Annotated in this window: 18 protein-coding genes and 6 pseudogenes; 14 read left to right on the top strand and 10 right to left on the bottom strand. The window is 61.2% G+C overall.

The features are described from left to right. Nucleotides 1-225 precede the first annotated feature (225 nt). On the bottom strand, nt 226-1488 hold the full coding sequence (locus ACZYHG_RS36135; protein ID WP_464615075.1) for a hypothetical protein: 1263 nt from the start codon (nt 1486-1488) through the stop codon (nt 226-228). A gap of 45 nt (nt 1489-1533) precedes the next feature. After that, nucleotides 1534-2997, bottom strand: a complete 1464-nt coding sequence (locus ACZYHG_RS36130) for a tyrosine-type recombinase/integrase (RefSeq protein ID WP_464615074.1) — start codon at nt 2995-2997, stop codon at nt 1534-1536. 175 nt (nt 2998-3172) lie between these two features. On the opposite strand from ACZYHG_RS36130, the pseudogene ACZYHG_RS36125 reads away from it, so the two are divergent. The 6 genes and pseudogenes from ACZYHG_RS36125 to ACZYHG_RS36100 all read left to right on the top strand — a co-directional run. After that, a pseudogene (locus ACZYHG_RS36125) lies at nt 3173-3469 on the top strand (zincin-like metallopeptidase domain-containing protein); the annotation flags it as partial. Between the two features lie 221 nt (nt 3470-3690). Further along, nucleotides 3691-3999 carry a type II toxin-antitoxin system RelB/DinJ family antitoxin gene (locus ACZYHG_RS36120; protein WP_183455093.1) on the top strand — a complete coding sequence of 103 codons (309 nt, stop codon included), beginning with the start codon at nt 3691-3693 and terminating at the stop codon, nt 3997-3999. Continuing rightward, a pseudogene (locus ACZYHG_RS36115) lies at nt 3996-4287 on the top strand (type II toxin-antitoxin system RelE/ParE family toxin). The gene ACZYHG_RS36120 and the pseudogene ACZYHG_RS36115 overlap by 4 nt, the downstream one beginning before the upstream one ends. Nucleotides 4288-4918: 631 nt before the next feature. Continuing rightward, nucleotides 4919-5234, top strand: a pseudogene (locus ACZYHG_RS36110) (DUF736 domain-containing protein). A gap of 278 nt (nt 5235-5512) precedes the next feature. Then, complete coding sequence (locus ACZYHG_RS36105) at nt 5513-5740, top strand: ribbon-helix-helix domain-containing protein (protein ID WP_258580822.1); 228 nt, start codon at nt 5513-5515, stop codon at nt 5738-5740. Beyond that, nucleotides 5737-6174, top strand: a complete 438-nt coding sequence (locus tag ACZYHG_RS36100) for a TA system VapC family ribonuclease toxin (protein ID WP_464615073.1) — start codon at nt 5737-5739, stop codon at nt 6172-6174. The genes ACZYHG_RS36105 and ACZYHG_RS36100 overlap by 4 nt, the downstream gene beginning before the upstream one ends. Before the next feature lie 36 nt (nt 6175-6210). On the opposite strand, the gene ACZYHG_RS36095 is transcribed toward ACZYHG_RS36100, so the two are convergent. The 3 genes and pseudogenes from ACZYHG_RS36095 to ACZYHG_RS36085 form a co-directional block, all read right to left on the bottom strand. After that, nucleotides 6211-6489 carry an HU family DNA-binding protein gene (locus ACZYHG_RS36095; RefSeq protein ID WP_464615072.1) on the bottom strand — a complete coding sequence of 93 codons (279 nt, stop codon included), beginning with the start codon at nt 6487-6489 and terminating at the stop codon, nt 6211-6213. Between the two features lie 119 nt (nt 6490-6608). Next, a complete protein-coding gene (locus tag ACZYHG_RS36090) occupies nt 6609-6854 on the bottom strand; it encodes a WGR domain-containing protein (RefSeq protein WP_464615071.1) in 246 nt (81 codons plus the stop codon). Between the two features lie 303 nt (nt 6855-7157). Then, nucleotides 7158-7376: pseudogene (locus ACZYHG_RS36085) on the bottom strand (type IV secretory system conjugative DNA transfer family protein); the annotation flags it as partial. A 1340-nt stretch (nt 7377-8716) separates the two neighbouring features. Here ACZYHG_RS36085 and ACZYHG_RS36080 point away from each other — a divergent pair. From ACZYHG_RS36080 to ACZYHG_RS36060, 5 genes are read left to right on the top strand one after another with little or no spacing between them, the layout of a single operon-like run. After that, nucleotides 8717-9400: a hypothetical protein gene (locus ACZYHG_RS36080; protein WP_258580817.1), complete on the top strand. Its 684-nt coding sequence runs from the start codon at nt 8717-8719 to the stop codon at nt 9398-9400. Then, a complete protein-coding gene (locus ACZYHG_RS36075; RefSeq protein WP_464615070.1) occupies nt 9397-9654 on the top strand; it encodes a hypothetical protein in 258 nt (85 codons plus the stop codon). The genes ACZYHG_RS36080 and ACZYHG_RS36075 overlap by 4 nt, the downstream gene beginning before the upstream one ends. Nucleotides 9655-9672: 18 nt before the next feature. Beyond that, on the top strand, nt 9673-11655 hold the full coding sequence (locus ACZYHG_RS36070) for a hypothetical protein (protein ID WP_464615069.1): 1983 nt from the start codon (nt 9673-9675) through the stop codon (nt 11653-11655). Beyond that, entirely contained in the window at nt 11648-12697 is a 1050-nt protein-coding gene (locus tag ACZYHG_RS36065; RefSeq protein WP_464615068.1) for a TniB family NTP-binding protein, read from the top strand. The genes ACZYHG_RS36070 and ACZYHG_RS36065 overlap by 8 nt, the downstream gene beginning before the upstream one ends. Then, a complete protein-coding gene (locus ACZYHG_RS36060; protein ID WP_464615067.1) occupies nt 12694-14148 on the top strand; it encodes a TniQ family protein in 1455 nt (484 codons plus the stop codon). The genes ACZYHG_RS36065 and ACZYHG_RS36060 overlap by 4 nt, the downstream gene beginning before the upstream one ends. A 64-nt stretch (nt 14149-14212) precedes the next feature. On the opposite strand, the gene ACZYHG_RS36055 is transcribed toward ACZYHG_RS36060, so the two are convergent. From ACZYHG_RS36055 to ACZYHG_RS36035, 5 genes are all read right to left on the bottom strand, one after another. After that, a complete protein-coding gene (locus tag ACZYHG_RS36055; RefSeq protein ID WP_464615066.1) occupies nt 14213-14551 on the bottom strand; it encodes a hypothetical protein in 339 nt (112 codons plus the stop codon). Nucleotides 14552-15150: 599 nt separating this feature from the next. Continuing rightward, nucleotides 15151-15438, bottom strand: a complete 288-nt coding sequence (locus ACZYHG_RS36050) for a type II toxin-antitoxin system Phd/YefM family antitoxin (RefSeq protein ID WP_464615065.1) — start codon at nt 15436-15438, stop codon at nt 15151-15153. Nucleotides 15439-15628: 190 nt separating this feature from the next. Further along, nucleotides 15629-17533 carry a hypothetical protein gene (locus ACZYHG_RS36045; protein WP_464615064.1) on the bottom strand — a complete coding sequence of 635 codons (1905 nt, stop codon included), beginning with the start codon at nt 17531-17533 and terminating at the stop codon, nt 15629-15631. Beyond that, nucleotides 17530-18018, bottom strand: a complete 489-nt coding sequence (locus ACZYHG_RS36040) for an ABC-three component system middle component 2 (RefSeq protein WP_258580809.1) — start codon at nt 18016-18018, stop codon at nt 17530-17532. The genes ACZYHG_RS36045 and ACZYHG_RS36040 overlap by 4 nt, the downstream gene beginning before the upstream one ends. Then, nucleotides 18015-19028, bottom strand: coding sequence for an ABC-three component system protein (locus ACZYHG_RS36035; RefSeq protein WP_464615063.1), 1014 nt, complete (start codon nt 19026-19028; stop codon nt 18015-18017). The genes ACZYHG_RS36040 and ACZYHG_RS36035 overlap by 4 nt, the downstream gene beginning before the upstream one ends. Nucleotides 19029-19604: 576 nt before the next feature. Here ACZYHG_RS36035 and ACZYHG_RS36030 point away from each other — a divergent pair. The 3 genes and pseudogenes from ACZYHG_RS36030 to ACZYHG_RS36020 all read left to right on the top strand — a co-directional run. Next, nucleotides 19605-19769: pseudogene (locus tag ACZYHG_RS36030) on the top strand (ISNCY family transposase); the annotation flags it as partial. A 79-nt stretch (nt 19770-19848) separates the two neighbouring features. Then, on the top strand, nt 19849-20784 hold the full coding sequence (locus ACZYHG_RS36025; protein WP_464609580.1) for an IS5 family transposase: 936 nt from the start codon (nt 19849-19851) through the stop codon (nt 20782-20784). Nucleotides 20785-20928: 144 nt separating this feature from the next. Next, nucleotides 20929-21519, top strand: a pseudogene (locus ACZYHG_RS36020) (ISNCY family transposase); the annotation flags it as partial. Nucleotides 21520-21565 lie beyond the last annotated feature (46 nt).

The following is a 21565-nucleotide window of genomic DNA, read 5'->3' as shown; positions in this document are numbered from 1 at the left end:
GCAGATAGAGGAGCCTCGACCCTTCTGCAGCGCTGCGTGTCCGTGCTGCTTCCACGATCGGCGGCGCAAAGGCCGGTAGGATCTGGTTAGTGATACGATGCCAGGGGCGGCCGAACTTGATCGACCACTCGTCGGCGTTGAGGGTGGCGCGCTGTTCGGCCCATGAAGGACTGGAATGCAATGAGCGCCGGGAGCTTGCGTTCGGTGATCACGGCATTCTCGCATTCAAGGCACCCCCAGAACGGGGTCGGGCAGGGTTTGCCCGCTTCCGCGAACGGGCTTTCGTAAAAGCTGCCGCATCGAGCGAGCCACACATCCTGCTCGTCCGTTGCCGGACGTGGGTCTTGCCGCTCCGCGACAAGTTCTTTCCGCTCGCTCATAGCGATCCGCGGCTTCAGCGCAGCGTCGAGGGCATCGTGGAACGCCTTCTTCATTGGCTGGACGCAAGCCGTCGATGGTCCAGAGGACCCACAAGCGATCCGACCCGGTGTGTCGTCGGGCACGATCGGTGAGCGCGATCGCCATTCTGACCAGCCCGCCGGGCGTAGCGCTCGATCCATCCCGCACCCGAAGGCGCTTCCACTCCGAGCCGCGTGCCCGGCGCTTGTAATACTCGATCTCGACATAGCCTCTGGTGGGATTGCGCAGGCAGTCCGCCTTCAGGTGAATCAGGCATTCCATCTCCATCCCGGTCTCCAGCGACAGCAGCGCCAGGAATGCCGCAAGGTCGATCGCCGTGAGGTGGAACCCCCGGTGTGGCGCCTCGATCCTGTGATCGACCTTTCGGTAAGCCGCGAGATTGATGAAGCGCCTGAAGGCAGGGTTTCGCGTCACAATCTGTCCGGATCGCATGATCTCGACGATGATGGCATCGTAGCGCGCGCGCAGGCGTGTACATGCGGCGACCTCCGGTGGAGGCGGCGGAACATCGTCACCGAGCGCGATGCGCTGGCGGGCGTCAGTGATCTGAGCCCGTGCTGCGGCACGCAGCGCTTCGGCGATCCGGCTGCTGTAGGCGTCGCGGGGCCGGCTGCCGCCACTATCGCCATGACCGAGATAGCGCAGGCGGGATACGACGTCCGGCGTCAGCACGCCGCGGCGATCCTCAACCGCGATGCGGAGCACGCTGATCAGCGCAGCCAGGAGGTGTCGCTGGGACAGCCGGTTCCCGGCATTCTGCTCAAGCCACGCTTCATAATCGTTGATCAGCTCGACAGTGATGTCGCCCAGTTCGCGGAGGGCAATCTCCCAGGCATCCAGGAACGACCAGAACCGGCGGAGATTGAGGACCGTGCGTTGTACCGTACGTCCTATCGGCGTTGGCCCCATCTGGCGGATACGTTCCCGCAGCAGCGGGGCGATCTCGGCAACGAAGGATGGGTGCGACCAGGAACTTAGATCGACAATGAACTCGCTGCCCGCATCGATACGCACGGAGAAGCGGCGCGGATCGGCCAAGATGACGGCAGGCTGCGGCGGCGTTCTCATTCGGGGGAGCCGATCCGGGCGGGAACCTTGCCCGTCTTCCCCGGCTCATGGCGCCGGCTCCACGGCGGCAACATCCAGGCCAAGATTGCCCACCGCCGCGTCGACGATCTCCTGGCTGTCCGCAAGATGATCAAGATAGATATAGGTGCTTTCGATCCTGCTGTGCCCCATCAATCTCTGGAGCTTCAGCAGTGGATCGCCGATCATCCGGCGATAGGCGGAGCCGAGATGCCGTGATCGCTCGCTGACAACCCAGCCAACCTGCTCGCGCAGAAGCAGCGTCAGCATATGGACGGCAAAGCTGTGGCGAAGCGTGTGAGGGGTCACGTGCATGTCCGCGAAGCCGAAGCGACGGCATCTCTCGCTGGCGCGTCCGAACACGGCTTCCCATGATGCCATCGGCATCGGCTCTCCGTCTTCCGTCAGCCAGAGCGCCAGCGGCACACCCTTCGCGGCATCGACGAGGCGCCGCCGCTCCGCAGGCGTCAACTGATCGACGCTTACCCTCACCGCGCGGTCGCCATCGTTCAGGCGAAGAGCCCGATGCTCGTATCCGGCCACTGGAATCGGGCTGTGCGTCCGGCGGATGCGACCGCTCCGCCGCGCGCCCCCGAGAGCGTTCTCCCGCTCGATCCGGGCGTAGTCCTGCAATTGCCCAATCAGTCGGATCGGCATGAGGAAGTCCCGGCCGCGCGAACCCTTCGCGGTCGCGGCGGCCAGTCGGGAGGCGAGAGATCGGGCCGTGGAATCAGGTCGCGTGTCCACTTCCGGCAGTTCGCTCAGCAGCAGGCTCGATGCTTCCTGCAGCCGCAAGCCGGTCGTGATCAGCAGTTCCGCGAACAGCGCATTACGCGCTCCGTTGCGGCCTCGCCATGTTGGGTCTTCACGCCCATCGGGAAGCCTGCCGCGTAGCCCGACATCGCGGAACACCAGATAGCGCGGCAGGTCGAGGAAGCGCATGTCGCCATTGCGAGCTCCGCTCTCCTTGGCGCAGTTCACTGCCACGGCCATGACCGCACCCGACGTTGACGCGCGCGACCAGAGCTGCCGATAGGTGAACGGAGCGGCGGCAATGACCTTCTCTTCGGCAGCCCAATGATAAAGCTTGTCGAGCGCCGCGATCATCCGGTTCCAGGAAGAAGCGGATATGCGGAACGGAGGCTCGGACAGACGCCGGGCTTGGTGGAATGCGGCGATGTCATCGCGGTCGGCCGACCAGAGAGATTTGCCGCCCCGGCGCTCTTCGAGGAAGCGCAGCCAGACTACGATATCCCGCGCATAGGCACGCAGACTGTTCAACGAACGCACACCCATGGTCGGGCACGATCGGAGGAAGCGGTTGAGGTGGTGATCGTAGGTTCCGTCTCTTCCGAGAATAAACGGCATGCCTTCGACGAGGCCGATGCTATCCGCGGCAGTTGTCTCGTCAGGGGCTAGCTCCTGTGTCACGCCCTCGACCGTCACGGACCGGCGCAGGGCGGAAAGATCGGTGAAGAACAACTGCGGCAATGGACCTCCAGACGGCGCCGAAGTTTTCGCCGGGGCGGGCTCGAGCCCGCCCCGGCAAAAACTTCGCACCGGCATCACTCGACGATCTGCGTCTTTGGATGTCGACGATATTAGCCGCCAACTCTGACGCCTGTGAGACAGGTACGCAGAGTCTGGATAACGTGCAAATGCCGCTTGGGTCGGGTCTGACAGGCGGCTCGATCGCAATCTCGCCCAGTATCACAAGAATCGCTCCTTCAGAGCGCACGAGGAACTCGTGGCCGATCTGGGCGGTTGCTTTTTGGCGGCCGATCTCGGCATCGTTCCCGAGCTCGAGCCGAGGTCCGATCACGCAAGCTATCTTGCGAGCTGGCTCGACATTCTCAGGAACGAGAAGCGTTTCATCTTCGCCGCGGCGGCCCATGCCCAGCGGGCGGTCAACTATCTGCATGATCTCCAGCCGCAGGGGACACTGGTCGAGCACGCTGCGTGATACTGCATCTCCGATCGCATGGGATGGCGCTGGGCCATCCCAGAGCGCTGAAGGGCCACGCTGCGTTCGCAGCGAGGGTATTGGAAGGCCGCCTGCGCCTTGCCACCGCAGGGGAGCCGCCTGCATTCTTCGCCAGCGATGCCACGATTAGTGTGTGGTCGTCGTAGCTAGCAACAGTCATTCAAGTGCATTACATTGTGGATTCGAGACAGGAGACAACCATGGCGACAAACGCACTCGTGCAGACACGTATCGATTCCAACATCAGGGACCGCGCGGCGTCCGTGCTTGAAGGCATGGGGCTGACGGTTTCCGACGTAGTACGCATCCTGCTGACGCGCACCGCCAATGAAGGTGCACTGCCGCTGGAACTGATCAGCAACAGCGAGGCTCATGATGCATGGTTTCGCGCCAAGGTGATGCAGGCACTCGAAGATACCCGGACCGATGTCACCGCTGAAGACGTAGAGACGCATTTTGCATCCCGACGCGCTGCCGCGCTACGCAAGGCAGGAACTACCCAGTCATGAGGCTGAAATGGTCAGCGTTCGCTTGCTGATCGCGACGACATCTTCACCCATATCGAAGCCGAAAGCCCGCGCGCGGCTGCTGCCGTTGACGAGCATATCGCGCAGGCGGTGCTCCGCCTGGTCGAGTTTCCCGAGAGTGGACGCCCTGGACGAGTGCCCGGCACGCGGGAGCTGGTCATCTCCCGAACGCCATATATTGCAGCCTACGTTCTAACCCATGATGCTATCCGTATCCTGCGTGTTCTCCATGGTGCGCAGATGTGGCCCGAGGACTTTTCGTCCGACTAGCTTCCGTGATGCAATCGCCTGCACGGTGACGCTGATCCCGACTGAAGCCGGGCACCCGATACGCCGTTGCCGGCAGCGTTCTGCTGAACCGGCGCCATAGTCTCGGCTTCGGTTGAATGCCCCGGTCGGCCTGACGAGTGACGTCGAGCGCTCACATTGCTATCCTGCCACGACGTCTCGGTTCTGGTGTCGGCGTTGGTGCTTGTGAGCACGACCCTGCCTACTGGGTCTGGGCAGATTCGCAGGCTGCCGTCGTCCGGACGGACAGTTGATCACACAAGTCGCCGTCTCATGGCGATGAGGCGGTGGTGGAACGCCTGTCTTCATTCCTGTTTCCGAAAGCACGTCCATCTGCGTCCTCGATGTGACTGGTCTGACCGAAGGCCGATCCCGCAGCGCGGGCTCTCGATCTTGTCCCGGCAACGGCCTGCGCGACTTCTTCCCCTGCCGGCTGCGCCGCCATTCCTCGCGATCCAAGAAAGTCGCTCCCGGCCGCCTTCCACTTCGTTCCAGCCCTAAGGACCACCCCATTGCGCACGCGCAACGGGGACCCCGGTGGGTGCGGGTCGATCGCCTCCGTTCCACCGACCGTCATCGAGGTCGCGATGGGCGCGGCCCGACCAACAAAGGAATGAGACAAACGGCTACCATAGGCACCTTCATCTCCACCGGCAACGGCTTCACCGGCACGATCAAAACCCTCAACCTCAACGTCAAGGCCAAGCTGGTCCGCGTCGAGAACCCCTCGGCGCCCGCACTTCCGCATCTTCGCGGCGGCGAACGTCGAATTGGGCGCCGCCTGGCAGAAGGTCTCCGCCGAAGGCCGTGACTACCTCTCGGTCAAGCTGGACGCCCCGAGCTTCCCCGCTCCGATCTACGCCACCCTGATCGAAGTTGACGGCGAGGAAGGCCTGCAGCTGATCTGGTCCCGATCAAACCGGGACTGAGGATCTCGCGCGAGGGCTCCGCCGCAAGGCGGGGCCTTCAGCCTTCCACTGGCGAACTGGTCAACCGAAAGGACACATACATGACGAGCACCATCGCGCATCAGCAAGAGCTCTTGGTTCCGTCGACATCCCCGTCTGCCCGGGCGGTGCGTGGACCGAACTGGTCGACGTCTGGAACGGCGATGCGGCTTTCGTGTCCGATAACTCGAGCCGCTTGAGTATCTGTCGTCGCTGCTCTATATGATGCGTGATGATTGATGCGAACCAAGGAGGGCGATATGAGAACGACACTGGCGATCGATGACGACGTCCTGGTCGCGGCCAAGGCCATGGCCCGGCAGCAGGATCGCAGCGTGGGGGAGATCATCACCGATCTCGCCCGGCGCTCGCTGCGCCGCCCGCAGGCCGGCAGCGAGCGCAACGGGATTCCTCTGCTGTCGCCTCGGCCGGATGCACCTCCTGTCACGCTTGAGACGGTCAACGCCTTACGTGACGAGCTGCCGTGACCTTCCTGCTCGATGTCAATGTGCTGATCGCGCTGATCGATCCTGGCCATGTCGCCCATGACGATGCGCATGGCTGGTTCGAAGTGACCGGCCACGCCGCATGGGCTACCTGTCCCATCACCGAAAACGGTGTCCTGCGCATCGTCGGCAACCAAAAATATCCTAATTCTCCCGGCTCGCCTGCCGTCGTTGCGCAAATCGTTACCAAGTTGCGAGCCCTGCAGGGGCACAGCTTCTGGCCCGACGATGTGAGTCTGGTTGGCTCCAGCGACATCGATGCTGCAAAAATCCTGACCTCGGCACAGGTCACCGACACCTATCTTCTTGCGCTCGCCAAGGCCCATGGTGGCCAACTTGCGAGCTTTGACCGCAAGCTGTCGGCGGCGGCCGTGAAGAGCGGGAAGTCTTCACTACACCTGATCACCACAAGCTAGACCGCCGGGCTCTTTCTGTCAGGTATCCCGGCAAGATCAGCCGTTGAGCGCGTCCTTGATGGCTTTTGCCGGCGTGAAGGACAGCTTCTTCGAGGCGGAGATCTTGATGGTCGCGCCCGTCGACGGGTTGCGGCCCTCGCGTTCAGGTGTGTCCTTCACCTTGAATTTGCCGAAACCGGGCAGGCTCGTCTCGGCACCGCTCGCGGCCACATCGGCGATTGCCTTGAACACGCTGTCGACGATGCTCCTGGCCTGCATCTTCGTCAGACCGTTGTCGGCTGCAATCTTGTCAGCGATCTCATTTGCGGTCGTCATGGAACGTGCTCCTCGCGTTGTTGCTGGTCACTGTTTGGCTCACAACAACACGGGGTTGGTAGTCCGCGCGTGCGCAACGCTTGAAAAATGCCGGAAGACTGCGCGATCGGCCTGATTTCCTACGGAGCCATATATCCGCGCTTACGTTTGCGGCGCTCGAGCCGGGAGACCGCTTCGTCGGAATCCGCGCGCTCATCGAAGGTTTCTATCATTACCTGGCCGTTTGTGCCGATCCGGCCCCAGTTGCGGACCAGCGACGCGCCGCCGAACAATGTCGGCTGAATGGACAGCACATAGAACCGAGACATGTTGCGAGCGGGATCGATGCGGCGAAGATGAAGCGGTTCTGTCACAGGTTTCGGCATAGCTGGAATCTTCGCTTCCTTTGGAAGCAACGTCCAACGACTTCGATGAATCGATCACGCGTGACCGATTCATGCGGCTGATGCGTGCGGCTCAATACACCAGCTGCGCCGTGATTGTTCGCCTGAAATGTCGTGCTACGCCGATCGTGTCCAATGAGTGTTCCCAATCGGTTGCCGGTGCTTCGCAGTATTGATGGAACGCATTCGCTTGCGGCACTGTCAGCGATCGACGGCTCGCGTGTTCCCCAGCCCGAAGGGCCGCCGCCCAACTTGGTGGGCGGCCAAGCGGAGGGGCTGAACGCGCTATCCAAACGCGCCGTAGAGAAGCCCCGGAGCTTTCACAGGGAGAGAAGTCCTTGCCCGATCGGGCAGGTCATTTCTTGTTCGGCCCGAACCTGTTCGTGCCAACTCGTTCAAGCATTCGTTGCGCCGAAAGTAGATCGCGCGGCCGCAGCGCAGCGGCGGGTTGCCGGCGGTGAAGACGATCTGCTCATCGGTGCGTATTTGTATAACTTCATGAGGGGATGATCAGCGGTCCTGGAGCGATCTTCTTCATAACACACTGATTTACCAACACAATATCGTGTTCCATAATGTATGTTATGCAACATACATGTACTGCATGGCGTCTTTCGCACGACTTGTCTTTTGACTCATAAGTTGCGGTTTTAACCCATAAGTTGACTCGTCCGCAGTCCGCTCCTTGCCCCTCACTCGCCCGATCGGGCTGGCCGACAGTTAAGTTCTGAGGTGATTAGCGAGGTGCGTTAGCGGTACACGACAACGAGGCAATGATGTGCTGCTGTCCTCAACTGCGTGCATCACGCACGCCCGCAATCGCTTTCGAGCTGGGCATCGGTTCCCGCTACCGTGAATTCGAACAGAATGCCGGACCTTGCCGTTTCGCCTCAAGCGAAGCGCAGGTGCCGCCGAACTGCTTCAGAGCCCGCATTGATCATCGTCACCTGATCTCGCCTCTGAAATTCATTCGACCCCGAACGTCCCACTTGTCCATGCCGAAGCAGTCAATCCAGGCGATGCGGCTCGAAACTATGAGGCTCATAGCTCCCTAGGCAATCAGCCTACTGGTATGTGAAACTCATAGCAATTTCAAATAGTTGACAATTCCGCCCCATGTCGCTGGCGACAATTTGTTAGGAATTTCGTGATGTCCTGCTGCAGGATTCAAAAAGGAATCCTTGCTCCGGTGCCCCAGCATTGCAGGTCGACGACATGGCAATCCAGAAAACTGAACTGCCGCCATCCATCCGGCGCAAGCGCCCTCGCCCTGTCGGGCTTTTCCCTCACGGGCCGGAGGACTGGCGTGAGGTCGCTCCGAGAAGAAGCCTCTCCGCACTTCCCACCTAGGCTATCGCCCAGGTGGAGTGGGTCACCTCATCGGTGACCCACTCCAGGTCCTGTTAGCAGACAGGGCCCAATCTCCCGTCACCCACCAGAAAAGATAGAGAGAGAAAAGGAGGCACGCCATGTAATAGCACGCAAAGACACTCCTACCGCAAAGAGGTTAACCAATCACCGGCGAAAGCCGCGGACCTGGTTGACTCCGGAAAGTGCGTTCCGTATTCGTTCAGGCCTCACAGATCCCACTCCCCATTTGGGCTGCGCCCGGCGGATACAGGAACGGACCTCGATGCTGTCCTTTCGAATACGGACTTCGATAGCTTAGCGCCAACGCGCTTTTCAGCCGTCGCGCAGGAGTGCGCCTCCACGACATAGCCTGAGTCCTGCTCCGACACATCCGAGCCATCTGATAGCGCGCGGACGTTTCCAGGGGACAAGGTCATCCTTCCGAGATTTTACCGTCGTCCGACCGTGCGGTTGGCGAGCGGTGGAGTAGTGTCATGAGCAATCGTCCGTCTGGACAGCATCGCACCAACATCCCCTATCGTAACCCCGAGCCCCCGCTCGCCCACACGAAACCGAAGGGTCGATGGACAATCGCCAGCGGGTTCCCGTCTTACAGGAGCGGCTACTGTGTCAGCTATTGGGGCTTCGAACAGCACCAGTTCCTGACGCTCGCGGAGGTCAATCCGACCGTGTCGTCGATCCGCGCCCGGCCAGAGACGCTGGAATGGTTCGACGGAAGCAAATGGATCGAGCATACGCCAGACTTCGGTGTCTGGACCGACCATGGCTGCGGGCTGTTCGACATTGAATCGCCGGCGGCCTTCCAGTCGCCGATGTCGCAGCTGCGCGCCAAGGCTCTCGCCCGCTCTCTCGCGCGCTCGGGAACCTCGTACAGGACGGTTCCGCGTAACGAACTCAAGATCCAGCCACGGCTGGGCAACTCCAAAGACGTCAATTCCTGTTCCGGGCTCGTCTTTCCGGACGGAGAGGACAGTCGGGTTTTCACGGCGACTCCCGCAGTCGGATCGGACACCGTAAGCGGGATCGCCATGCGGTCGCGCATTCCCGTCGGGGAGGCATTTGCAGCGATCCTCAACCTCGTCTGGCGGGGAGTTCTCAAGATCGACATGGGCACGGAGTTCTCCCATGCCAGCATGGTGCGGAGGCCGCTGCCATGACCGCTGTACTGCTGCCTCGAGGCACTCTTGTCACATACAACGACATCGCGGGGATGATCGACGGCCGCACTCCGGACCGGAGCGGCTATTGGCTCCGCCCGATCGCAGGCCGAGACAGCGGACCCACGATCCCGTTTCCTGTGAGCGACCGCCAGATCGAGGCCGGATATCTGGACGGGTCCTTCCGGGAAGGCGCCGACAACGAACTGCTGGACGACAGCAATGCCCATCTCGCGTCGGTCGACACGACCTAGGTTTCCGACCGTGACGAGATGGTCGCGGCATACCGCCGGCGCATCGTCGACGCGATCGAAGAAGAGCTTCGCTCGAATCCGGAGGGCTTCAAGCAGAGACGGAAGCTGTTCGCGCGGATCGCGGCAAGCATCCCTCCGCCGGAGGGCGTCGATCCGGTGCTCGGCGCCTCGGTCGAGCGCCACTACAAAGACTACAGGATCACCGGGTGCAGCACGGCCGCGCTCTATCCCCGCCATGGCTGGAAAGGAAACCGCGAACAGCGCAAGCCCGACTTCGTCTATGAAGCCATCGAGCTCGCGATCGACAACAAATACAACGGCCGCGGCTCCCTGCCCGACGTCCAGACCGAGGCGATCTCCATCGCAAGGATGAACCTTCCGACCGACCTGTCGGACTACACGCGCGGGAAGAGGATGCCGGACGGGACCGTGGAACAGGTTTCGATGATCCCGCGCCGCGAAGACGGCGGCATCCGCTGGGAAGAGCTGGTTAGCTACGCGATAATCCGCCGGGCGATCAAAAAACGCTCGGCCATCGACAGGGCGATCCGGATCCTCGGTCCCGAAGAAGGCAAGAAGGGCTTCCGCGTGGTCGCAGCCGGTCCCGTGGAGACACGCGCGCTTGCGCTGGGGGAGACCGACGACTGCCACCTGTCGAGGCTCTTCGTGGTGGACGATGAAAATTGGTTCCCGCTCGGCTACCCGCATTTCACGGCCATCATCGACGTCGCCACCAGGTGCATCCCCGGCTTCGAGATCGGCTTCATGCCGCCGAGCAGCGATTCCGTCGGAAGGTGTCTGAGGCACGCCATCCTGCCGAAGGACCTGTCGTGGGTCGGCAACCATCCGGACGGCACGCCGATCATCAGGAACCGATACCCGATGTTCGGCACCTTCAGCGAACTGAAGTGCGACCAGGGCGGAGGTTTCATCAGCGGGCACACAAGGGACAACGCCTACCGATGCGGGACATCCCTGACGGTCCTCCCGCCCGCGGCTCCCCAGATGAAGGGCCATATCGAGCGCTTCTTCGGCACCTTGAAACGCAGCGCCTTCGGAAGGTCGATCGGACTGCTGCCGAAGGCCCTCGTCGACGCGCTCTCCAAGTCCGGAAAGAAGGGCCGCAGGGATCCGGTCGTGATCACGCTGAGGGAACTCAGGCTGCTGCTGACGTTCTGGATCGTCGAGGTCTACCACCAGACGCACCACAGCGGCATCGGGATGCCCCCGCAGGAGGCATGGGAGATCAAGACGGCCCAGAGGTTCGTCCCGCCTCCCCGGCCGAAACGGGAAATCGACCTTCTCGTCGGCAAGTACGAGCCCTCCCGCGTCATCAACGCGAACGGGATCAGGATGTTCGGCCTCGAATACAATTCGGACGCGCTCGGCGCCCTGCGGGAACGCGGCGCGGGCATCGACGGGATCATGCACGGCGTCGAGATCAAGTACGATTCGCCCGACATCTCGGTGGTCTGGGCGCTGGCCGAAGACCCCCTGTCGCCGGGCAAGACCATCGCCGTGCCGGCCTTCTGCAAGCAGATGAAATACGCGAAGGGCCTCAGCGAATACCAGCACATCGTCATCAAGGCCCACGCGCGGGCGAAATCGAAACACAGGATTCTTTCAATGACCCAGCTCATGGAAGCCAAGCTCGACCTCGCCAGGATGGCCAAGGAAATGATCGGCGAACGGAATGCGAGCGGCGGCGCAGTCAAGCTGGCGCGCCACCTGAACGTCAACCGCGCCTATCTCAATAATCCCGAGGACATCGACGACGCCGAAGCCTCGAAACGGTTCCTCGCGCTGGTGGACGAGGAGCCGATCGCCGACGACAGCGCCGAAGCCAGCGAACCCATGGTCCGGAAAAAGATCTCGCCCCCGCCGTCCACGGAGACGCCCGACGAAGCCGTCGCGGAACCGATGGAGCCTCTGGGCACCCGCATGCTCGCCGCCGAAGCCAGGATCGGCCGGCTGAACCTCGGAGTGATCCACGATGACTGAGACCGCATCGTTTTTAGTCCCGCAGGGGATCGCCGCATATGTCGACGCAGGAATGGCCAGCAAGGTCGCGCAGGCCAGGATCCGGATGCGCAAGATGCTGGTGCCTCATCGGCGCTTCAAGAAGGGGCTGCAGGCGGCCTTGACGGAGCATATGGCTTTCACCCCCTCGCCCAGCGCAGAGGGGACGGCGCTGATGTTCACGGGACGCTCCGGTTCAGGCAAGTCGAAGACGCTGCGCTACTACGCGAAACAGTACCCGGCCGTGCGGGACGAATCCGGCATGCACCGCCGGGTTCTCTACGTTCACGTTCCGCCCGGCGCTGACAAGTATGCGCTTCAGCGCCGCATCATGGCGGCCCTCGGCATTCCTGTCGACAAGCGCCGGACGTCCGACGAGCTTTCGCTCGACATCGCCTGGCATCTGAAGGAGCAGCGCGTCGAACTGATGATCCTCGACGAGTTCAACCACATGGTCGACAACCGCAGCAACAGGACCCAGTTCCTGGCAGCGGACGTGCTAAAGGAACTGGCCAACTGGAACTGCTGCCAGATGGTCTTCGGCGGACTGGCGAGCTCCCTTCTGGTGCTGGAGTCCAACCACCAGCTGCTGCGGCGCACGTTCAGCCGTTTCGAGATGAAAGGCTATGACTGGAACGTCGACGCCGAGCAGACCGAGTTCGTGCATTTTCTCGGCACCTTGGCGGACGAGATCGACTACTTCCACAGGCGGCCAGCGCTCGACGACATGGACATGGCGGAGCGTACCTGCCGCGCTACCGGGGGTCTCGCGGGCCTTTCGAGCATCCTCACGTTCAAGGCGCTGGAGGTCGCGCTGACCATGGAGTCCACAGCGCTCCTGCCGCGGCACTTCGAGGCGGCATTCGACGTCATGAAGCCGATCGGCACGAAGGGAAACCCATACGTCGGCAAGGTGTCGTCCGTTTCGTTCCCCGAGGACTACGACGGGAAGCGTTTCCTCGAGGAGGACGAACGCCTGGGCTTGCGGGAAAACAGGCCGAAGAAGGCGAAGGAGGCGGCATGAACGGTCGGCTGGACCTCCCCGTCGAAACCTTCGCCCAGATGGAGGCATTCCCGCTTTCGGTCCGGCAGGTCGCCACGGAACCCAAACAGGGCCTGCTTGGCAGGACGGTAGAACGGAACCTTCGCGGGGATTTCAGCCGCTTCTGCCGGGAGATCGGCGTTCCAGGCAGCCAACAGGTATTCAATCTCCCGGTGGAAGACGTTGCCCGGCTCTGCGCTGCCGACCTGTCAGTCCTCGAGCACGCTTCTCCGCGCGTGGACGCAGGCTGGATTCACCTGCTTGGCCAGCGCTTCCGGAAGCGCGACGTCCGTTTTGGCAGCCGCCGATGGTGCCCGCACTGCCTCCGGGATTCCGGAACCCATCACGCATGGTGGGACGTCGGCTTCGTGACGACGTGTCCGGAGCACCGGTGCGCCCTCCTCGATGCCTGCCAGTGCGGCGTCAGGCTCACGTGGCACAATTCCCCGAGCTTCTATTTCTGCGCCTGCGGCAGGGAGTTGGCCTATACGAGGACGGAAGAGGTTCCGGTTGAGGAATGCGCCTTCGATGCCTATGTCATCGCGCGCATGGACGGCGCGCCCGCCTCCGCGCCGTCGTTCCTCGACCGCGTGCCGATGGACGAAGCCGTCGAGATATGCCGCGAGATCGGCAAGTTCGCGCTCGATCCGTTCCAGACCGTGCATCCGATGACCCGGAAAAACGGAGTCCGGAAGGTGATGAACGCGGGCCTGGCCATGGTTCTGGGCCTGCCCGAAAGTTTCCAGACTCTGCTTGAGCGCATCGAGGCCGAGCGCCCGAAGCAGCCGCCTGCCCCAGTGTATTCAGACGAGTTCAGATACTGGCTGGTGCACGGGCAGCCCGACGGCGTTGACGGTAACGTGTCCTGGCACCTGAGCGACTGCATGCATGAACGGCCACCCAAGGAGCAGGAGCCGTCGTATGTGCCCCATGGTCATTTCACATACGCCGAGGCCGCCGAACAGTGCGGCATTCCGGAGAGACGGCTGCGGTTGATCCTGCGTCAGATGCAGGTGCGCCGGCGCGAGGCCGTTTTGCCCAAGCCCAAAAGCCTCGATCCCCATACTGTCTATCGGCTTGCCTCCGACATTCGGTCGGGGGAGAGCGTCCGGGAGGTCGGACAGGAACTCGGAGTCTCTTCCGCTGACATCAGGGAACTGGTGCACCTGCATTTGCTGCCCACCGTCGCCGAAGAGGAGCAAGGCGTGCCATGCATCATCAGGGGAAAGGCAACCGAGTTTCTGCTGGGCTGGCTGCGGAGCAAGGCAGTGACCGACGGAACGGGTCCGGAATTGCCGCTCCCTGCCGCCGCGGCGGCTCGGGGTGTCTCGGTGGCGGATATGGTGGAGATGGTGCGCAAGGGTAGCGCGCGCGTGACAGGGGTGACGGATGGAACAGAGCTGAGTTCGATCCTGGTCGATGTCGTGAATTGAAGACTAAGAGAGGGCAGTAGCCAACGCCTGTTTTCGCCATGGTTGGGCAGGAAGGAATTGTCTTTTATTCGATTGCAACAGAAGTGGCTTTATCCATCTGCAAGATCGACTGCACCAAAGCCTTCTGTTCGTTCCCTCCCAGCGTCTCGCCGCTCACCAGTATTCCGTGCAGGATCTTTGCCTTGCTGCGCAGCGTGGCGAAGTCTGGACAAGGCCAAGTACAGATCTTGTGGAGCGCCGTCTCTTTCGCTTTGCGCCGACCATGGAGGTCTGCCAACTCCGAATCGGTTGCCGATCGCCCCATATGAGCGCGGTCGAGATAATGTGCGACGAGTTGCAGCCGTTCAACCGCGGTAAGGTAAGCACGGTGCGCCTGCTGAATGTCGACGGGTTCGCGATCCATGAATCCGTTCCTTATTTGAAGATTCGGCCTGAATCTTACGACGCAAGCGGCGACTGCGGGTGCGAAACCTTTTGTCATGCCCGCTTTTCACAGCCGCAGGCATGAACGCATGCACCTAGCGACAATCAGCTATAAGGCTATTGAGTTCGCCGGATCGTCTTGGCAAGTCCCAGCCGATGACTTTCCGCCAGATGGCTAGTGACCTCCTTGAACCAGTCGCTCGGCAGAGCGCCGATCACGCATGTTCCCCGTGCAACGGGTGACTGCGAAAGGTGTTCGGCGGGACGGACGTCAGGTCCAGGCCACGCGAACACGTTGATTTCGTCCGTATATATCCATGATGGCTTGTCATCGAGGCCCAGATGGCGCTTCAGCTTGGGAGGAACTTCAAGCGCCCTCCTCCCTTCCCAAGGCGGCGTATGCGAGATGCCCAGGACATATGCAACAGGAGTTGGTCCGACATCGTGCCTGGCGAGAACGACCGCTGCGGGGTAGGTTTTCTCTCCATCTTCCCGTTGGCCGGCTTTAGATCTCCAAAGATACTCGTAAGCGATTACATGACCGACAGGAGGAACAGCAGGAATCTTCACTGAAGGTTCCTAGATTTTTGGACCTGCAGGCGCCTCTTCCTGATCGGGGATGTCATCCAGGTTGTAAGGCTGATCCGTAGCCACTTCGGAACTCAGGATCATGTCAACTTCGCCGCTCGACAGGTTGGCCGTCGGGACGGCTTGCCGGAACGAAGCCCACATCGCCTTGAAAAGCGGGGCGGACACAAGGAAAGCAGACGTTCGACCGTACTTGGTGATTTCAACCGGGCCTTGGAACGATCGATCATGCCACTCTCCAAAATTCTTCTGGATTTCGGATGCTGCAACGGAAACCATGGGGCTTCTCCATCTAAGTTTTCCGCATGTTACGTAACATACGGATTTTTGTCAAGGTGGAGTGTCACGAGATATCCGCAGGCATGCGGCTGAATGGCGGTGGTCCGCGCAGCTGCTCAGTCTCTGCGTCTACAAGTCGGTGTTCGGGAGCGCCTGCGCTATCTCCCGGGGAGCGCTCGCCGCCTGTTGGTCACGTCAGCGATGGGAACAGACCCTGCCGCCCGTCCCCGTTCTCGCCAGCGAATGCCTGAACCCTTGCCAGAGACTCGATGCCGGATGGCGGATCCGTGTTCTCAACGACGATGAACTGTCCGATGCCAGCTAACGACGACAGGTGTTCGTAGAACCGCCGACTGAGCGGCGTTGCGGCGAGCTGCTTTTCATACGAATCCAGTTCGCCGTACTTTTCGTAGATCAACGGCCCGCGGTAGGTCAGCAACGGAGAATCCAAGAACACGAACCCCGGGTGCGGAAGGGACTTCTGACGGCAGTAGATCAGCACGGCGACCTTGAGCGCGGAGTGATAGATGGCCCTCACGCCTTTGCCGTTCTGCCGTCTCTGGTGGCCGTTGACCTGAATGTCGTCAGTCTCGGGATTCCAGACCACCCCGTCGACACGCGGGTACTCCCACTTCCGGAGCACGTCGGCAACCACCATCGACAGCTCGTGCCCGACGGTGGGGGCTATTCCCATGGTGATCCCTTCGGCGCGACCTTGCGAGGTCTTCAGCTTCTTCACCTCGTCCAACTGGCGCTGCAGCGCGTCACGGGCGGCGATGGCTTCGCTTCTGAGGCGCGCTTGATTGAACTTGGACTGGAGGTCCAGGTAGCCGCGCCGCAACGATGCTTCCTGCGGCACCGCCGCCTTTATCTGGGCATCGATATTGTCCAGCGTTTCCTTCAGTCGGCGTTCCCGCCCGCGCAGCCGCTCGATTAGCGCCGTCAGGGAGACGATCAATTCCCGAAGGTCCTTGATGTCGCGTTCGATCTTCGCGATCTCCACCACCGAGGCCTGATGCTGCCGCTCCAGTTCGCCCTGTTCGTGAGGCCGATGCTGATTGTCGGGTTCGGCTCCGCAGACCGGACACGGCTGGTCGTCGAAGCGAAGCAGGAAATAGCCTCCTTCCTCGATCGCCTTGAGCCGCCGGATGTCGGATATGAACGTTTTCTCCAGGTCGCCGTATCGCATCAGGGACGTGTCGATTTCGCTCGCTTCGTCCCGCACGTCGTCGATGTCGATCATCAGGTTCCTGCGGTCCACGCGCAGCCTGTCGAGCTTCGTCTGAGCTTCCGCGAAGGTGTCACCCAGCGAGGAAAGGACTTCGTCCTCGACGCCGTCCGAGCCTTTGCCGTCGACGAAATCGATCAGAAAACTCTCGGGAAATCTGGCGATGCGGGCCTCGGCCTCCGTGATCATGGTTTCCAGTAGTTCGGCCTTGGCTGCCTTGGAGGTCTTCGCCTCGTTCGAATTCTGCACCCTGACAATCGAGGAGTTGTCCATACCCGTCATGATGAACCGGAACAGGTTCTTATCGGCGCCGGACATCGACCGCGAGTGCTGTCTCAACGGACTTTCGTCCCCGAGCATGCTCGTTTCGTCGACAAGCAAATACGGCATGAAGTTCCGGATGCTGAACGTGTCCTTCTTCCCTGCCTGGGTGACCGCGATCTTCGCGTCGTGGACTCCAAGATGCCCGAGAAGCTTCTCGGAAAGCGAAGTGGCCCCCTTGCGGGCCTTGCCATGCCTTGTACCCAGTGCCTCGGACGGCATCGACGCCGCGGAAACTTCGTCCGATGCTCCTTCTATCCATTCGATGTCGCCGCCGCGCGTGGAGCGCCGCAGCGTGACGGGCCGCCCCTCTGGCTCGAGCACGAACGAAAGGAAGACGTGTTCGTATCCCGCTGACTGCTCGATTCCGGGAAAGGGATCCCCGCTCCCCAGTATGTAGTCGACAGCCTTCAGGATGAACGACTTTCCGGCGTTGGAGCTGCCATAAAACAGTGACACGGCGCGGGCGAAATCGACGGCCGCCACCTCCTTGTCCTTCCCTGTGAAGCTGAGGCGCGTGAGGCGCATGGCGGGAGCGGAAGTCATTGAGCTGCTCCCGGCGCTTCACGCTGCTGGAATTCGACGACCCAACGCTCGATCTTCTGCCTCAACCCAGCGAGAAAGCCGGGATCCTCGTAGTGACGGGAGCGCAGCCAGCGCGCGCGGTCGATCAATTCCCGGTTATACGGAGAGTTGAGCAGGTCGACGAAGCCGGGCGCGTCGTCGCCCGCGCGAAAACAAACCCCGCGCTTCGGGTCGGCGACGACCTCGATCAACCGAACCCGGACCAGCATCTTGACGCCGTCGTCGATCCGGCGGCGTCGGACGTGATACTCCGTGAAACTCGACTTGTAGGTCGGATGCATGTCGTCCGGTCCGCCTGCCTGCGAAGAATGGACAACGAAATAATCGAGCAGCCCGAGTTGTTCTCGATCAAGCTCCATGGGGCTGAACTCGTTCAGAACGACAACCGAACGCATCCCCGTTTCGAGGACACCGTTAAAAAGGTCTTGGGAACGCGAAGCGCTCATCTCTTTTTCCACCACGGCATCGATCGCTCGTTGGCAAACACGTGACAGGTACCCTGCCTCACGCGTGTCGTCACACGACTGTGCCTGTCGAACAGTCCCCCGATTCTAGCGCTGCCGGCCGCATCCATCACAGCCCTAACTCGAGACAGGCCCACGCCCGAGCGGTACGCTTCATGAACCGCCGAACGGAGATTGTCCTGGTACTCGCCCACCACCTCTTGGCCGACCTTGCCGCTGAAGAACCTTTCAAATTCCACGGCGTCGAAATAGCGCCGACGGTGCATCTGGAAGTCCTCGCCGTGCTCATCGTGGGCAAGGATCGCCGCCGCATCCGCATAGGCGAATCCGTCGTGCTCGGAATAGACCATCCTGAGCTGCTCGCCGTAATGCTCGGATACCAAGTCAACCGTATCGGGCACCGTTCCACGAGGTGCATCTCCAGGATCGTCGCCGAAAGCCTTTGCCGCCGCGTAGACCACGTTCGGCAGCGTCATGATCTTGCCGCTCTCCCAGGCCTCCACGCAGTTGAAGTCAAAAGATTCGACGAACGTCCGGATGCCGGTGCTGAACGGTACCTTCGTGCCCTTGACGATCTTCCGGGAACACTGTTCATCCCACCCCTCGATGAGAGCCAGTTTCATCCGGCTCTTCTGATCGAACAGCGCCCGCGCAGGTCCCGACAGGTTCCCTGGCACCACGAACACATATTTGGACGGTAGAACGAACGCGCCCTCAGAGGCGTGAAAAAACATCTTGCCGAGCTCGAGGAGAATGTAATCCGGGCCAAGCGGCCGACGGTACTGTTTGCACTGGAAGTTATGCCACTCGCCTTCGTGCCTGCGGTTGGTCAGGAAACCCGCGACGTCTCGTCCCTTGTCGCCGGAGCCCGCATAGATTTCATGGTCGGAATAGATCTGCGTCTCGAGCGAGACCAAATGGTGCACGAAAATCTCGAGCGTCTTGTCGGAAGCCGCCGAGAGGCGACGAAGGAATGCTTCGTCGAGCGGCATGTCAGTACTCCCCTCTTGCCCTTTAACGGATTCCCTTCCAGCAGGGTCGCATCAGGGCGGTTTCGTCGCAAGGCTTCGACGGCGACACCACACAATGATTCCATGCGGCCGACCTATTTCCACCTTCCCAGCGAGAACGGCAAGCGTTGCTCCACTACTACAAAAAACTTACCTAACTTATGCGTCAAAAATCATCTTTTATTGAACTTATGAGTCAAATCCCACGCAACATATGAGTCAAAATCGGGATCAAACCCTTCCGATTTTCGCCGCCGGACGAGTCAAGTTATGGGTCACGGGACACGACTGTCGGTGCGACGAGTTTCGCGAACCGGCGCAGAGTTTCGTGTCCCGGGGCGAAGTTTCGCGGACTCGATTCACGAACCGGGAGCCAGGTCATGAGTAGGCTTGGCGCGCGGTCCGCTTGGCTTCATCGGCCCCCACAGACGCCGGCGACGGCGGACGCTGCCTGGCTTTCGGTCGCGATGCTTCCTCAGGAGGTTCGACGCGATGTCGAGGCTAAGCTCGATCCCGAACAGCGCCTTTGCGACGCATGGGTCCGAGAAGGATCGAACGACCGGCCTGACAAAGTTCGGCCGCGCGCTTTACGAGCTCAACATAGACATCATCTGCGCCAATTCTCCGCAGGCCAAGGGGCGTGTCGAGCGCGCAAACCAGACGCTACAGGACCGGCTTGTAAAGGAGCTGCGCCTGCGCGGTATCAGCACGAACGAGGCGGCGAAGAGACCTGTGCGCGGGTGTCTGGACTGGCGTGTTGATGTGTGATTCTCTCAATCAGTACAATGGATTGAGGGATGCGATGTCACGTCGGCGCATTGGTCAGGAAAAGTTTGGTTTTGCCGTTGATCGCGGCCAGCATTCGTCTTTGGATGCGCTTGCCAGACTGATTGACTGGGTGCCGATCGATCAGGCCCTTTGTGTGATTTCCTGCTCTTCGAAGGGCGAGCCTGCCTGGCCGCCAGAGGCGTTGTTCAAGGCGATGCTGCTGTCGATCTGGTACGACTTGTCCGACGTCAAGCTTGCCGAGGCGTTGGACGACAGAGGATCGTTCCGACGGTTCTGCGGGTTTTCGGCTCAAGAGCAGACACCTGAGCGAACGGCTTTCGTGCGTTTTCGAAAGGCTCTTGTGGCCCATGGTCTGGACAAGACGCTGTTCGACGAGATCACCGGCCAGCTCAAGGCCAAAGCGATTCAGGTGAAGACCGGCACGCTTGTCGATGCGACGATCATCGCCTCGGCCAGTGAGGATGACGAAGAGGGCCATTGGGTCAAGCATAAGGGCCGACCAGCGGTTCATGGCTTCAAGGCCCATGTCGGTGCCGACGCCGATACAGCTCTGGTCGAGGAGATCGCCGTCACACCCGCCAACATCAACGACGGCAAGGCCGGTCCCGATGCTCTGCCTGACAATCCCGGCCAGGTGTTTGCCGATAGCGCCTATCGCGGCAATCATTTCGGCGACGCGGTGCGTGCCAAGGGTGGAACGCCACGCATCGTCGCCACCGGCATGTGGGGACGGGACGAAGCCGAAACACTGGCACGCCTTGAGGCCTGGAACCAACCGATCCATCGCATTCGTGGCCGGATCGAGAAGATCTTTGGCACGTGGAAACGAAGCTACGGCCTTCGCCGGATGCGATGGCGAGGGCTTGCAAAGGCAGGCGTTCAAATTCGCCTCACTGCCATCGCCTACAATATGAAACGCAGTTTGAAGGTCATCACTATGGCTGGATAGCGGGCAAAAACACCACTGACGCTCACACGAGAGCGTCAGAAGACACAGCCGTCGACGTCGGCGCTGATATCTTTGCACCGTTTACCTCGGAAGCGGAAAAGATCAAACAAAATCAACGCTAAATGCTTCCCGCGCACAGGTCTCGCGAATGCCTATGCGGCCGAGTTCGCTGCCGACTTCAATGCCCGCTTCGGCAAAGAGCCACGCAACCCGAAGGACATGCACCGCCTCCTCGCCGCTCACGAGAATCTGGACGGCGCCATGTGCCGCAAGGAATTCCGGACCCTGTCGCGAGCGTTGACGCTGCGCTACGACAAGGTGCTGTTCATCCTCGATCCGAGCCCGTTTGCGAAGGGTTTGGCCGGCAAGAAAGTCGTGGTTTGCGATTACCCGGACGGCCGGCTCGATATCATGGAAGGCAGCACCTCTCTGCCCTACAGAACCTTCGACAAGCTACGCTCGGTTCACAGATCGGAGATCGTCGAGAACAAACGCTTGGATGAGGCGCTTTTGATGGTGGCCGAGATGCAGGTCGGGCGGGACATGCAGCGCAGCCAGCATGGGCCGCGGCGAACTGGCCAGACGAACCATATGTTCGGCATCCCTGATGGCAGCCAGAGCAACGGCTATGTGAAGCGCGGCACGAAGCCGGGTCGCAGGACGGATTTCATGAATGATCCTGCGGTTAACGCTCGGCTCGAACAGGCGCTAGCGAGGCTGGCCGCAGCAGAATAATCGGCCGCTTTCGGCCCGCTGCAAGACGTTCGCCGTGCCCGCTTTG

This window comes from Mesorhizobium subarcticum (assembly GCF_055456085.1).
The sequence above is the reverse complement of the archived record's forward strand: the minus strand, read 5'-3'. Positions and strand labels throughout refer to the sequence as shown.

Excerpts from the sequence above, each read along its gene's own strand:
- ACZYHG_RS36035 (WP_464615063.1), bottom strand. The coding sequence starts at position 19,028 with ATGCCGCTCGACGAAGCATTCCTTCGTCGCCTCTCGGCGGCTTCCGAC.
- ACZYHG_RS36040 (WP_258580809.1), bottom strand. The coding sequence starts at position 18,018 with ATGAGCGCTTCGCGTTCCCAAGACCTTTTTAACGGTGTCCTCGAAACG.
- ACZYHG_RS36050 (WP_464615065.1), bottom strand. The coding sequence starts at position 15,438 with ATGGTTTCCGTTGCAGCATCCGAAATCCAGAAGAATTTTGGAGAGTGG.
- ACZYHG_RS36105 (WP_258580822.1), top strand. The coding sequence starts at position 5,513 with ATGAGAACGACACTGGCGATCGATGACGACGTCCTGGTCGCGGCCAAG.
- ACZYHG_RS36080 (WP_258580817.1), top strand. The coding sequence starts at position 8,717 with ATGAGCAATCGTCCGTCTGGACAGCATCGCACCAACATCCCCTATCGT.
- ACZYHG_RS36070 (WP_464615069.1), top strand. The coding sequence starts at position 9,673 with ATGGTCGCGGCATACCGCCGGCGCATCGTCGACGCGATCGAAGAAGAG.
- ACZYHG_RS36060 (WP_464615067.1), top strand. The coding sequence starts at position 12,694 with ATGAACGGTCGGCTGGACCTCCCCGTCGAAACCTTCGCCCAGATGGAG.
- ACZYHG_RS36065 (WP_464615068.1), top strand. The coding sequence starts at position 11,648 with ATGACTGAGACCGCATCGTTTTTAGTCCCGCAGGGGATCGCCGCATAT.
- ACZYHG_RS36045 (WP_464615064.1), bottom strand. The coding sequence starts at position 17,533 with ATGACTTCCGCTCCCGCCATGCGCCTCACGCGCCTCAGCTTCACAGGG.
- ACZYHG_RS36135 (WP_464615075.1), bottom strand. The coding sequence starts at position 1,488 with ATGAGAACGCCGCCGCAGCCTGCCGTCATCTTGGCCGATCCGCGCCGC.
- ACZYHG_RS36090 (WP_464615071.1), bottom strand. The coding sequence starts at position 6,854 with ATGCCGAAACCTGTGACAGAACCGCTTCATCTTCGCCGCATCGATCCC.
- ACZYHG_RS36055 (WP_464615066.1), bottom strand. The coding sequence starts at position 14,551 with ATGGATCGCGAACCCGTCGACATTCAGCAGGCGCACCGTGCTTACCTT.
- ACZYHG_RS36025 (WP_464609580.1), top strand. The coding sequence starts at position 19,849 with ATGTCACGTCGGCGCATTGGTCAGGAAAAGTTTGGTTTTGCCGTTGAT.
- ACZYHG_RS36075 (WP_464615070.1), top strand. The coding sequence starts at position 9,397 with ATGACCGCTGTACTGCTGCCTCGAGGCACTCTTGTCACATACAACGAC.
- ACZYHG_RS36120 (WP_183455093.1), top strand. The coding sequence starts at position 3,691 with ATGGCGACAAACGCACTCGTGCAGACACGTATCGATTCCAACATCAGG.
- ACZYHG_RS36095 (WP_464615072.1), bottom strand. The coding sequence starts at position 6,489 with ATGACGACCGCAAATGAGATCGCTGACAAGATTGCAGCCGACAACGGT.